The sequence below is a fragment of the Peribacillus sp. TH27 genome, from assembly GCF_016650915.1.
GTDB lineage: Bacteria > Bacillota > Bacilli > Bacillales > DSM-1321 > Peribacillus > Peribacillus butanolivorans.
The window spans coordinates 1,864,295-1,876,724 of sequence record NZ_JAEKEV010000002.1; the positions used below are offsets into that span (position 1 = coordinate 1,864,295).

General features: G+C 35.6%; 13 protein-coding genes and 2 pseudogenes. 2 read left to right on the forward strand and 13 right to left on the reverse strand.

The features are described 5' to 3' along the window. Positions 1–10: 10 nt before the first annotated feature. The 3 genes and pseudogenes from JFU24_RS10380 to JFU24_RS10390 all read right to left on the reverse strand — a co-directional run bounded on the left by JFU24_RS10380 (position 11) and on the right by JFU24_RS10390 (position 1,951). Positions 11–943 carry a catalase family peroxidase gene (locus JFU24_RS10380; protein ID WP_201249923.1) on the reverse strand — a complete coding sequence of 311 codons (933 nt, stop codon included), beginning with the start codon at positions 941–943 and terminating at the stop codon, positions 11–13. A gap of 306 nt (positions 944–1,249) precedes the next feature. Continuing rightward, positions 1,250–1,402: pseudogene (locus JFU24_RS10385) on the reverse strand (DUF4279 domain-containing protein); the annotation flags it as partial. Between the two features lie 174 nt (positions 1,403–1,576). Next, positions 1,577–1,951, reverse strand: coding sequence for a hypothetical protein (locus JFU24_RS10390; protein WP_201249924.1), 375 nt, complete (start codon positions 1,949–1,951; stop codon positions 1,577–1,579). Positions 1,952–2,871: 920 nt separating this feature from the next. On the opposite strand from JFU24_RS10390, the pseudogene JFU24_RS10395 reads away from it, so the two are divergent. Then, a pseudogene (locus tag JFU24_RS10395) lies at positions 2,872–2,988 on the forward strand (YjcZ family sporulation protein); the annotation flags it as partial. A gap of 198 nt (positions 2,989–3,186) precedes the next feature. Here the strand turns inward: JFU24_RS10395 and JFU24_RS10400 are convergent. The 8 genes from JFU24_RS10400 to JFU24_RS10435 form a co-directional block, all read right to left on the reverse strand. Further along, a complete protein-coding gene (locus JFU24_RS10400; protein ID WP_201182082.1) occupies positions 3,187–3,603 on the reverse strand; it encodes an NUDIX domain-containing protein in 417 nt (138 codons plus the stop codon). Positions 3,604–4,101: 498 nt separating this feature from the next. Further along, positions 4,102–4,737, reverse strand: coding sequence for a DUF3885 domain-containing protein (locus JFU24_RS10405; protein ID WP_201221789.1), 636 nt, complete (start codon positions 4,735–4,737; stop codon positions 4,102–4,104). Between the two features lie 232 nt (positions 4,738–4,969). Continuing rightward, positions 4,970–5,539 (reverse strand): dihydrofolate reductase family protein, encoded by a 570-nt coding sequence (locus JFU24_RS10410; protein WP_201221791.1) that lies wholly within the window; start codon positions 5,537–5,539, stop codon positions 4,970–4,972. A gap of 483 nt (positions 5,540–6,022) precedes the next feature. After that, entirely contained in the window at positions 6,023–6,406 is a 384-nt protein-coding gene (locus JFU24_RS10415) for a VOC family protein (protein ID WP_201221793.1), read from the reverse strand. A 98-nt stretch (positions 6,407–6,504) separates the two neighbouring features. Next, a complete protein-coding gene (locus JFU24_RS10420) occupies positions 6,505–6,783 on the reverse strand; it encodes an ArsR/SmtB family transcription factor (protein WP_201221795.1) in 279 nt (92 codons plus the stop codon). Between the two features lie 214 nt (positions 6,784–6,997). After that, positions 6,998–7,690: an aspartate/glutamate racemase family protein gene (locus JFU24_RS10425; protein ID WP_201221797.1), complete on the reverse strand. Its 693-nt coding sequence runs from the start codon at positions 7,688–7,690 to the stop codon at positions 6,998–7,000. Between the two features lie 199 nt (positions 7,691–7,889). Beyond that, positions 7,890–8,195, reverse strand: a complete 306-nt coding sequence (locus tag JFU24_RS10430) for an NIPSNAP family protein (RefSeq protein WP_201182090.1) — start codon at positions 8,193–8,195, stop codon at positions 7,890–7,892. A 138-nt stretch (positions 8,196–8,333) separates the two neighbouring features. Next, complete coding sequence (locus tag JFU24_RS10435) at positions 8,334–8,891, reverse strand: cysteine hydrolase family protein (RefSeq protein WP_201182092.1); 558 nt, start codon at positions 8,889–8,891, stop codon at positions 8,334–8,336. Positions 8,892–9,349: 458 nt separating this feature from the next. On the opposite strand from JFU24_RS10435, the gene JFU24_RS10440 reads away from it, so the two are divergent. Then, a complete protein-coding gene (locus JFU24_RS10440; RefSeq protein ID WP_201249217.1) occupies positions 9,350–10,567 on the forward strand; it encodes an IS110 family transposase in 1,218 nt (405 codons plus the stop codon). A 132-nt stretch (positions 10,568–10,699) separates the two neighbouring features. On the opposite strand, the gene JFU24_RS10445 is transcribed toward JFU24_RS10440, so the two are convergent. Both JFU24_RS10445 and JFU24_RS10450 read right to left on the reverse strand, forming a co-directional pair. Beyond that, on the reverse strand, positions 10,700–11,491 hold the full coding sequence (locus JFU24_RS10445; protein ID WP_201182093.1) for a phosphotransferase: 792 nt from the start codon (positions 11,489–11,491) through the stop codon (positions 10,700–10,702). Positions 11,492–11,655: 164 nt separating this feature from the next. Continuing rightward, on the reverse strand, positions 11,656–12,237 hold the full coding sequence (locus JFU24_RS10450; protein ID WP_201182096.1) for a hypothetical protein: 582 nt from the start codon (positions 12,235–12,237) through the stop codon (positions 11,656–11,658). Positions 12,238–12,430 lie beyond the last annotated feature (193 nt).

Below are 12,430 nucleotides of genomic sequence, written 5' to 3' on the forward strand. Positions count from 1 at the left end.
ATGAATTCATTCATTGGTTATGTTTGCGACGATCATATGAAACGGCATATACTCTATGGCGAAAATGTAAGATCGGATCTTCCGAGCACTCAATTCCAGCGGTGATATTAGTTGGATCAAACAGTAAATTATCTGCAAGAGAATCCAATTTTTTTGTAATGGATAAATGCCCGACCGTGATTACCTGTTTATCTTCCGACCAAACTACGGTTGGATCATCAGTTGGATCATTTTCTCCTCCTAATTGGATGTTCAATTTAAAGCCTATTGGACCTTGTTGGAGCCTCTCTTCCATATCTCCATTCAAATAATCTGACGAAAGCATGGCTACTTCCTTTTTTGCCAGCATACTCAGACCGGCATCTGGTTCCCACTGATACTTGATGGCCTGACGTCTTCCATCCGCGTTAATGAAATAGAATGCATGAATAGAATAGTACTGACACGTTGAAAAACTGGCAGGTGACCGCATTTCTTTTAGCATTTGAAGACTCGCTTTGCATTCTGGGTATTTTATAAATATTGTTGCAAGCTCTTTTAGGTTTGGAAAACCATCTTTTGCAGATTTGAAAAAGTTGACAATATCAACAAACGCTTCCGGTGTTTTCGCAAAAAATAGCGGAATGGTCACAGTGATAAGATCTGTTACCTCTCCGTCCGGCAATTGAAACTTGACAGCCATTCCCTTTACAGGTGAAAGTGCATCAGGATGACTGGGGATTGGGGAGCTGTTTGAAAAACGAATAGTTACCGGCACTGCTTCATTCTGAAGGTGCGCTGCCACCGTTATTGGAGCCGCTTTTCCGTTAGGGGTAAAAACCCCCTCATAGCCATTCCCCTTTGCATGCGCGCGCCGATACCCAGGAAATGTTCCTGCTACATTTTCAATAACATCTACTGCCCTACTGCCTAGCTCGGATTTCAGTTTTTTATTTTCCTCCATAACGACACCCCATCTTTTGTAATACAAATAATTGTTCATTTGTATTACCTCTACCCATTATTCTATTTGCTTATACTATTTAAACTGGCTATAGGACATTCCGCTTAAATCCTTCTTTCACTACACAGCTATTTAATGAACAATAAAACGCCTGGAATAAAATCCAAGCGTTAAATATTATTTTCAATTTACAGGTATAGAAGTTTCTCAATATCATTGATAATAAGGTCCCTCACCTTTAAATTGCCCTAAAGAAACTTCCTAACCATTAATACGCTTTTGCTGAAAAATCATAAATGCTCACTTTTAACTAAATATATATAAATCAAAATGGATTTCTGCTTGAATTAAACTAGCAAAATCTATAATGTTTTTCTGTAAATACATTGCGGGTTTTTCGTTATTTTCCACTCGAATTACAATCATAAAAAGAAACGCTAAACCATATTTCTCTTTGAGTTGGTCTTCTTCTTGAACCAACGCCACTCGTTAGCTTAATAAGCTAGATAAAAAAATTAAAGCATAAACGCTACCCAAAAGTTTTCTTTTGGACAACATCATCTAGATATAATTCGTTAATTTAAGGTTAACTGACTTTCTCAATACCCATACCCATGCCGGGAAACCAAATCCTCAAAATCCCATTCCAGGACCAAATCCCATGCCGGGGCCCATTCCCATTCCAGGGCCAAATCCCGTTCCAGGGCCGAATCCCATTCCAGGGCCGAATCCCATTCCAGGGCCGAATCCCATTCCAGGGCCGAATCCCATTCCAGGGCCGAATCCCATTCCAGGGCCGAATCCCATCCCAGGGCCGAATCCCATCCCAGGGCCAAATCCCATTCCAGGGCCCATTCCCATTCCAGGGCCCATTCCCATTCCAGGGCCCATTCCCATTCCAGGGCCCATTCCCATTCCCATGCCGGGGCCAAATCCTCCAAATATAATTCTTTCATCATTTTCTATTTGTTGAGGTTGATTCCATTGGTATTGTAATTCTGTGTACAACATAATTCCTCCTCTATTTTATAAACACAATAATAAATAATATGTTAGGCTTCGTGTGAATTCTTGGGTATTTAACTAGATCCAGAAATAAACTCCGCAACGGCAATAAAACCACGCTGAAACAGCTTTGATAATGCCGGATCAACTTCTCTCCTGCCATGTTAGTGGAACAAGGGCGTTTTTGAGGATATTATTGAAAGTATGATTTTAGATATTATCGTACATTTAAACCCTTGATTTCATTGAATTTTTTCATTTTTTCTCATTATACGTAAAGTCGTCTCCTACATTGTACGTGGATTGAGTGCGATGGTATGTGATGGTCAATATCTTTGTGGAGATAGGTGCACTGATTGGAGTATGTGACCATATCATATCTTAACCCTTGTCCATACCTCCTATGATAAGTAGTCTTGCTGTATGCCGTATGCCGTTACGCGTAGTGCAGTTGTGCAGGCCCTAGGGTGGGTCATATGAAGGTGCGAGTATTAGGAGGTACGGAAAAAGGGTATTTTATTTACGTCCTATATATGGTCCTTCTATCTTGTCCTATAGCCCATAAAGAAAAGAACTAAAAAAGACCCTATAAAAGGGTATTCTTCTTGTTTTCCCGTCCTAATTAATAGGTATATCATTACTCCGTAAAAAGTTAGGATACCAATTACCTTTATTGACGTTACCACCATAGCACAAGCAATAGCTAAGCACATTTGCAATAAAACCACTTCGATAAAAAAAACCTAAGTTTTGTCTTTCAAGAAAAAGTGACTCACAGTTTATATGCCGTGCGGCTTACATTCAATAAGAGGTACCCCCAACATTTTATCCAATAAACTTGTGTCATTTTCCTGATTAGAGCATAAGGTGATATAACCCATTTAATTAATTTCCTCCTTAAAAACAAATAAGGAGATGTCTGTATGTCAGGTTGTGAATCAAGGTGTGACGACGGTTTTGGATTTGGTGGAGGTTTCGCCTTTATAGTCGTTTTGTTTATACTTTTAATCATTGTTGGAGCTAGCTTTGTTGGTGGATACGGCGGCGGTGGCTATGGTTACGGGGGCGGTTACGGAGGTTGCTGCTAAAATAGTATGAAAAAAGCCGACCTTTATTGGTCGGTTTCTTCAATTAATCTGCCCTGATAGTTGCATAAAGAAAAGCTGCCTTAAAGACAGCTCTGATCTTCAGCTAACGCACCTTTAGTTGAATAAGATTCTATGTTATAAATTTGTTTATTAACATTCACCCTGAAAAGTGTAAGGTGACGAGGATTTTAGTAATCTTTCTACTCCTTCTCTATGGTATGGCATTAAGTTATTAGCAGTATTTATGTCCACCCATTTAATCTCAGCAATTTCATTCTTGTCTTCAATTGTAATTTCTCCGTCAATAACTTTTGTTCCAAATGTAATCATTAAACCGTGATGTCCCTGCTTTGAAAAAAATACCTCATTAACCGCAATAATACTTCCTACTTCAATTACTAAACCTGTTTCTTCTCTTGTTTCCCGAATAACAGCTTGTTCTAAGGTTTCTCCTATTTCAACTGCCCCACCCGGTAGTGACCAAGTTGAATGCTGATTATTAACCATTAATACTTTTTCTGTTATTTCGTCATAAATTAACGCATATACAACATCTACTCTCTTCACACCATACCACCTCTTAATTTTCTAATATATATTTTAACACTTTGCTTCAATACACTGCTTTATTGAACAAACCTGCCCCGATAGTTGCATAAAGAAAAAGCTGCCTTTTAAAGACAGCTCCGATCCTAAGCTAAAGCACCCGTTAGCTGAATAAAAAACACTTTATTTAACTAAACTCAAGTTCATTATTTTTGATATTTTGTATTTTGCATTGCCCACAAAACCCAAAAAAACATAATTAAATTAATAAAAAATAAATTCAATGTAATTCTTTCATGAAAAACAATTGAAATAACATCATTAACAATTAAACTAACTAAAGTTAATAAAACACCTAGTAACAATGCATGTACAGATAGTTTTAATATCTTCACTTCTGAAAAGTTTGGTAAATTTAATATTTTATCTCACTCCTTAAACAGCATCGTAAGCATATATAATTACCAATAGCACCGATTTTCAGCTAAAGCACCCGTAAGTTCAACAAGAAGACATCCTTTATTTGAATATCTCGTCTATTTCATTTCTGTCGTAATCTAATATCCAATCGTTGTATTTGTCATAAACCTCTCTTATTGTTTCAGACGTGGTTGCCAATAAATCACAACCCCTGTCATCATAAACGTGAAATATAGTTTTCCTGTTGATGTTTATAAAATAGACGCTATTATAAATACTTGGTCTTATACCCATATCCTGATTGCAGATTGCTTTTAACATTGGAATGTATTTGAAGTCAGAAGTTTTACATTTTAAAGTAAATCTATGAGTTTTATATTTTCCTTCTTCATCATCGTCAGGAAAAATATAAGGAATTGTTTTTTGGTTTAACCCATATAGGACCGATTTCTCTTTAATATAACGCGAAAAAGTTTTTGATTTATGTTTAAAACCATCTGCATAATCGTTTACGTCAACTACGATATAAATATCATCGTTATGAGAATGCAAGAACTTAAATAAAGTGATAGCCCTTTTATATACTCGATGTAGATATGGGCTATTTTCATAAGCATATTCACTATCATAGTCCACACCTAACTCAAAACGGATACCGATTTTCCAACTATAAAACAAGGGTGGTCTAAGTTCTAAGTTTGGGAAATTCTCATTCACAAAGTCGTTTAAAAGCATTTTTGCACCTCGTTAATTTCCTTCATTATACCATTCCTTAATGAATTATCCTGCCCCGTTAGTGCCATAAGAAAAAGGCTGCCTCAGCAACCTTCCTTATTGAAATAAAGCACCTGTTAGTTCTATAAGAAAAGCGAACCTTATTCAAGAATCGCGCCCGATTGTTGAAGTAGTGACAATTACTATCGAGTATTACCTATATTGTATTTTATCTTTGGAATGTGCAATATTATTAATTCCCATTCAAATGATAGATTAGTTGCACAACGCCAGAGGAGAACGTTCTTGTATTAACCATTTTTAAATTCAACCTCTGTTTTATATCAATAAACAACGGTTTTCCTTCTCCCAAAATAACAGGGTGAACAGATAATCTAAATTCATCAACAAGCCCTAAATTGATAAAAGTTGTAATAAGACTTGCTCCACCATATAACCAGATGTCTTTACCAGGCTTATTCTTTAATTTATTTACTTCTTTAAGAATATTATCATTTATGAATATTGCTTTATTATCAGTCCCTTTTTGCGTTCTGGAAAACACATATTTTTCCTTACTATGAACTAATTCCCAAATTTCTTTTTCAGTATCAATATCTTCAATTTCTGGAGTAAATTGTCCCCATAAATCGTAGCTTTTTCTTCCATATAAAATAGTATCAATTTGATTTAAGAAATTAATAAACCCCATCTCAGAGTCCATGATGCACCAATCAACTTCCCCATTTTCCCCTTCAATAAAACCATCTAAAGTAATTGCTAAATCTAAAATTATTCTTCTTGGTCTTACGTTATTGGACATAATTTCTTCCTCCCTTTAATCATTTAGATATTGTTTCTCCCGCCAAGTTTTTTTATATTTTCATTATTTACAGCATTTATTTCTGAATAAAGTTACTGATGTTATTAAACTGCCTTAACTTAATAACAATCATCTCAAATTGCCATTATTTCCACAATTAGTTATTCAAGAATATGGACCAATTGTTGAACAAATCAATATGCACTCTTGAACTATCCTGCCCCGTTTGTTCAATAAGAAAAGCGATCCTTATTAAAGAATCGCTCTTCGTTAGTTTAATTGAACTTATTCACAATATTACATATCTATTGGAGAATTACAACAATGTCATTTATCATTAAACCTTAAACATGTATAACCCCGTCCTAAAATTAGGACAGGGTTAACATAAAGTTGTTTAATTATTGATAAAAACACTTCACCCAACTTAAAACATAACAATAAAGCCGTTTAGAACTAGGTTACATCTATTTCTACATAAAGTTACTTCTGTAATATCTGAATAAGGTTGCCGCATGTATCGTCGAAGACAGCTATTGTGACTTCGCCCATTTTTGTCGGCTCCATAGTAAACTTCACGCCGTTTTCCAATAATCGTTTGTACTCTTTATGAATATCTGCAACGCCAAACATTGTTGCTGGGATGCCTTCGGCAAATATCTTCTTTTGATACTCCTTTGCGGCAGGATGCTCATCCGGTTCGAGTAAAAGCTCGGTACCGTCATGATCATCGGGAGAAACAAGCGTAATCCACCTGAATTTCCCCATGGGAACGTCATGCTTTTTTACAAATCCCAGCTTTTCTGAATAAAATTCCAGTGCCCTGTCTTGGTCTTGTACGAATATACTGGTAACAATGATTTTCATAATGTTTTGCCTCCTTTGATATTTACCACGTTAGTGCTCTGCAAACAATGGCTCCAAGCAGAAAAACCCCTACATTCGTCAGAAGTTTTTAAAATAACTTACTCTATCCATCCTTTTAGCAAATTTTTAAGTGGTTCGTTGTTAAATATAACTACTCGATATTTTCCCTCTCTTTTTGATTTTACGAGCCCTGCATCTTCCAGTACAGAAAGATGTTTAGCTATCGCCTGTCGCGTAATGGAAAGGTCGTGCTTCGTAATAAGACGTACCGTAAGTTCATACAACGTCTGCTCGTTACGTTCAGAAAGTTCGTCTAATATTAGCCGTCGAGTCGAGTCTCCAAGTGCTTTGAATATAGAGTCTTTGTCCCAATTCATATATCGAGTATAAGCAACTGTATGGTTGCATGATAGTAGTTTGAACCATTATAGAAAAATAAATTATTAACACTTTTCTTCTTCAACTAACCTGACCCGTTTGTTCCATAAGAAAAGGAGCTGCTTTTCAGCTCCTGGTATTGAAGTAAAGCACCTGTTAGATGAATAAGGAAAAAGAGATTTACCTAGAATTGAAGTACAGTGTCTAATCAAATTATTTTTCTAATGCCATATTAACAGATTCAATAGCATGTATTTCTGTTGTATCAAATAATGGCACTTCTGAATCCTCAGGTTTTACTAATAATCCAATTTCTGTGCAACCTAATATTATTCCTTCAGCTCCATCATCAACTAAACTCTTGATAACCTTTTTGTAATAATCCCTTGATGATTGTTGAATTTTCCCTAAACATAACTCTTCATAAATTACTTTATTTATAACTTTTCTATCCTCATCATTTGGTATCAAAACCTTAATACCATTAAACTCTATTCGTGTTTTATAAAAGTCTTGCTCCATCGTATATTTAGTACCAAGTAAACCAACCGTACTTATTTCGGACTTTTGAATTTGATTTGCTGTTGAATCAGCAATGTGTAAAATAGGTATGCTAACTTTTTCTTCAATATATCTAATCACTTTATGCATCGTATTTGTACAAATTACAATAATTTCTGCACCAGCCTTTTCCAAAGACTGAGCAACATCCCCTAATAGTTTACCAGAATTTTCCCAATCGCCTTCAGCTTGATAGCGTTCGATCTCTTCAAAATCTACGCTATATAAAATGCACTTGGCTGAATGCAATCCTCCCAATTTGGTTTTCACTTCTTCGTTAATAATACGATAATATTCTAACGATGACTCCCAACTCATTCCACCAATAAGACCAATAGTTTTCATAAATATTCCCCTTCCATTTGAAATATACTAAAAATTTTATATAAATTTAATAGACATAGTAAAATATCTTTCTTATTAATTAAACCTGCCCCGTTAGTTCCGTAAGAAAAAGGTTGCCGCAGCAACCTCCCTTATTGAAGTAAAGCACCTGTTAGCTTAACAAGGTATGTATAGATTATTTTTCAACTTTAATGTATGTTCATTCGAATATAGGACGCATAAAGCTTCTCTCATAACTTAAAATACATTTAGTCTCTTCTGCAAAATTATATGCTTCTTGACATTCTGCATCCAATGCCATTTTTACTCGGTACTCTTCATATGCTGCTAAACTTGGGAAAGTGAATAATGCATAAGCAATATTATTAGCACCCTCATGTGGAAGAAAATAACCCTGATGTGTACCGCCAAATTTATTAACTAATCGAATCCACATCTTACCGTATTCCTCGAACTCATTTAATTTATATGGGTCAATAACATATTTCAAATAGCATGTAACCATTTTAACCCCCCTAAAAAAAGCCATTTTTTCCATCATAACATATAATTCGACTAACCTGCCCCTATAGTTGCATAAGAAAAGGAGCCGCTGATCAGCTCCTGATAATGAAGTAAAGCACCCTTTAGTTGAAGATGATTATTATCGGTAATTATTGTGAACAGGTTTAAACAATTCTTCATTAGTATTTCTAACAAGTGAAAAATTGTCTACATTATAGTGACCGTGAAGGGTTTCATTATGATGAAGGATTATTTGTTTTGCAGATAAGTTTTTGGAATCAGAAGTAGAATGTCCATCACCAACTAATGTTACATCAAAATGATTGATTGTTGCTGTTCTGACAGCTGTATCAATACAATGTTCCGTCTTACATCCCATTATTACAATATGGTCTACATTGTTTTTACTTAAATGTTCGTGTAATGGAGTGCCATAAAACGAATTTGTGGCAGCTTTATCAAATATAATAGCAGTTGATGGTACTCTAATATCCCTGTGTATCTGGAATCCAGGTCCTTCTCCATTTGAAACATCTAAATCTCTTATAAAAACAACGGAGATACTTTCATTTATCGCTTTTTCAATTACAGTATTAATGTTATTAACGATTTTTTCTTTCTCAAAGACTCCTTGTTCTTCTTTATTACCTTCTATTAATTCCTGTTGAGCATCGATTATCAGTAATGTTTGTTTCAATATTTTTCCCCCTAAAGTTATTAGCAGTTAGTTTTTTCCTGTTTTTTATTAAATATCAGATAGTATTTAAGCACTTCTTACTAAGCTCTTTATATTTTCGTCAAAAGATTTACTAATACCTTCTTGAACTATCCTGCCCTGTTAGTTGCATAAAGAAAAAGCTGCCTTAAGACAGCTCCGATCTTCAGCTAACGCACCCGTTAGCCAACCATGCAGCGCACAACCAGCGCTGCACCACAGAGAATGAAAATGGTGGAAAACCGTCCATACTGATTCTATGGCTGGGTGAGGAAGGTCGATGAACTATGGTGCCATTAGAGCCCATCCGTTAGTCTGACTCCAACGACCTCGGTGCATCACAGACTGTCGCTCCCTTACGGGAAGCACTCATGGTAGATTAATCCTATTCTGGTTTTTGCACCAGCCTCTAATTTTTTGCCATAGAAAGGATGGTTTCAATGGAAGTAATCATTGAACGAGTATGCGGAATGGATGTACATAAAGATAACATTACCGCCTGCATTATGACCCCCGAAGGAAAGGAGATTCAAACATTTTCTACAAAAACGGTGTTTTTAATTCAACTGATGGATTGGATTAAATCACATGGTTGCACTCATGTCGCTATGGAGAGCACAGGTGTGTTTTGGAAGCCTATCGTGAACTTAATTGAGGCTGAAGAAATGGAGTTTTTAGTTGTTAACGCACAACATATGAAAGCAGTCCCTGGTCGAAAAACAGATGTCAAGGATGCTGAGTGGATCGCTCAACTTCTTCGTCATGGTTTATTGAAGGCAAGCTTTATCCCTGATCGAAATCAACGAGAATTGCGTGAGCTTGTTCGGTATCGTAGAAGTATTATTGAAGAACGAGCCAGACAGCATAATCGAATTCAAAAGGTGCTTGAAGGTGCAAATATCAAATTAGGCTCTGTCGTATCGGATATTATGGGTGTTTCATCAAAGGACATGCTTCATGCGATCGCATTTGGTGAGGATGATCCTGAGAAACTAGCAAACCTTGCGCGACGTTCGATGAAGAAGAAAAAAGATGATTTAATCCTTGCCCTGAATGGGTATGTGAATCCTCATCAACGCATGATGCTTAAAACGATTCTAACTCATATTGATTTTCTGACTGAACAGATTAAAAACCTCGATCAAGAGGTTGCCCAAAGAGTTAGTGTGTATCAAGAAAACATAGAACGACTGGATTCAATACCTGGGATTGCCACTCGAATGGCAGAACAAATTCTAGCTGAAATCGGAACGGACGTTGAAAAACAGTTCGAAAGTGCAGCCAGATTATGTTCATGGGCCGCCCTCGTACCAGGACACAATGAAAGTGCAGGAAAAAGGAAATCAACCAGAGGCAAAAAGGGAAATAAATATTTAAAATCTGCTTTAACTGAGGCTGCTCACTCAGTTGGAGCCTCCAAAAACTATCTTGGCGCTCTATACAGACGGACAGCTGCGCGAAAAGGAAGAAAACGAGCTGGAATTGTCGTTGCCCACGCCATGTTAAGAATTTCTTATTATCTTTTAACAAGGAAAGAAATGTATGTAGACTTAGGCGAAGATTATTTTGATAAGCAAAAGCAAGCTTCCATTGTACGAAATTCGGTCCGAAGGTTAGAAAACTTAGGATATACCGTAAATATATCAGAGGCATCCTAACCACCGATTTATTAGGAGATCTAATAGGGCGCTGCTTTTTTCAAAAAAATTGAAGCTTGCGTTTTATTTAATATGGTCTTTTTTCTTATTATTAGTGTTTAATTTTCATGGTAGTTCAACAAAGGCCTGCCCTTAAATCCACTCTTTTCCATGCTCTCGAATGAATTTAATATCGTTTTGATAATGTTCAAGATGCCCTTCATCTATCATCTTTTGAAAAGCAATGTCACCTTCACTGGCTTTTCTTGTAATTGTTTTACATAACCCTTCTAATCGTAGCAATACCATTTCCAAATAATCTTCTTCTATTCCCTCACCGTAAGATTCAAAAAACATTCTAACTCTTTGTTTTATACGGTTAGCATGCTGTAATAAATTATAATAAACTTTCTCACCTGTTTCAGAAAGATAAAATCTACTTAAGGGGACGCAATTATAAAGAGTATAAGCTATGTCCCAAAGTCTTGGACCAGGTCCAGCAACATCAAAATCAATAATACCTATTGGTCTTTTATGATTAAAAATAATGTTGTATATTGCAAAATCATTATGGCATAGTACCTCAAATTGTTGGGGGGTGTTATCTATCGATTGCCAGCTATCATCAAATGAAAAATCACTGACAGAATCATGATAAAGACGGAGCATTTTCGCTATTTCTATTAATACATCCTCAGACCACATGTATTCTTTTAAAGGATAATTACCAGCTTCTCCTTCAATATATGATAATATCTCTCTTCCTTTTTCATCAATACCTAACAACTTTGGTGCATAACTGAAACCTTTGTTCTCCAAATGCTTTAATAGCTTATGAATTTTGGGACTATCTGTCTTTAATTCTCGTCGCACAGTATTTCCCGAACGATAAACATTAGAAACATTCCCTCCTGTTAGCATTTCTTCGTTTTCATGGTTTGACATCTATATATTCCTCCCTGATATGACTTTCTATAACCCGTAAAACAATTCCTGTTTATTCAATTAACCTGCCCCTTTAGTTGCATAAAGAAAAAGCTGCCTTAAAGACAGCTCCCGATCTTCAGCTAACGCACCTGTTAGTTCAACAAATAAATTTAAAATGAAAGTTAGTTTTTAAGTTTATTCAAGTCAAATCTTGCTATTTCTTGATTTCCTATTGTTACAACTAAAAAAGCATTAAATGCACACTCTTTAAGTTCATCTAATTTTTCTTTTGAAGGTACAAGTAGTGGAACCTGGGAATTTTCTTCGCTTACACCTAAATCGTAGTTAAAAGTATACTTACCCTTTTCGTCAGACTTAAGAACTGATAGAAAAGATTGACCGAACCCTACACCACTCTCGTTATAATCTTCAGGATTATAAATATTGAAGCCTATTACATCTTCTGACACCGATTTTAATTTGTCTTTGGGCTCAATCTTAAGTTCAATTCCTTTATCAGCTTCTCCAATACTACCTACTGTTTTATTACCTGTATTTTTAATGGTAAATTCATAAAATAAAGCTGTTGGTATCAGCTCATCCCCCTTTCTTTCTCCTTCAGTTATCCCAATTGAACCAACTAAACTTTTATCTTTAACAATATCAACATTCGCATCTACTAGTTCCAGAGAAGGATTTGATGAACAAGCTGATAAAAAGAATAAAACAAAAAATAGGCTAATAAAAAGAAACCATTTCCTCAAGTAATCACCTCCAACCTCACACCACATTCAATGATTAAATTCTCATTTGATTTTTTAACTTTATTCCCCAACAAAATAATTCCCCCTTTTATTCTTACATCATCATACTTTTTTTGTAATTTTTAACTTTACCATCCTGTTTTTTTGCAACAAAAAGCCACCAAATTAGTGGCTTTCTTATAGAGTTGACCAA

Bases quoted from the DNA above. Each gene is read 5' to 3' on its own strand.
- JFU24_RS10380 (WP_201249923.1), bottom strand. From the start codon at position 943: ATGGAGGAAAATAAAAAACTGAAATCCGAGCTAGGCAGTAGGGCAGTA.
- JFU24_RS10405 (WP_201221789.1), bottom strand. From the start codon at position 4,737: ATGCTTTTAAACGACTTTGTGAATGAGAATTTCCCAAACTTAGAACTT.
- JFU24_RS10410 (WP_201221791.1), bottom strand. From the start codon at position 5,539: ATGTCCAATAACGTAAGACCAAGAAGAATAATTTTAGATTTAGCAATT.
- JFU24_RS10415 (WP_201221793.1), bottom strand. From the start codon at position 6,406: ATGAAAATCATTGTTACCAGTATATTCGTACAAGACCAAGACAGGGCA.
- JFU24_RS10420 (WP_201221795.1), bottom strand. From the start codon at position 6,783: ATGAATTGGGACAAAGACTCTATATTCAAAGCACTTGGAGACTCGACT.
- JFU24_RS10425 (WP_201221797.1), bottom strand. From the start codon at position 7,690: ATGAAAACTATTGGTCTTATTGGTGGAATGAGTTGGGAGTCATCGTTA.
- JFU24_RS10430 (WP_201182090.1), bottom strand. From the start codon at position 8,195: ATGGTTACATGCTATTTGAAATATGTTATTGACCCATATAAATTAAAT.
- JFU24_RS10440 (WP_201249217.1), top strand. From the start codon at position 9,350: ATGGAAGTAATCATTGAACGAGTATGCGGAATGGATGTACATAAAGAT.
- JFU24_RS10445 (WP_201182093.1), bottom strand. From the start codon at position 11,491: ATGTCAAACCATGAAAACGAAGAAATGCTAACAGGAGGGAATGTTTCT.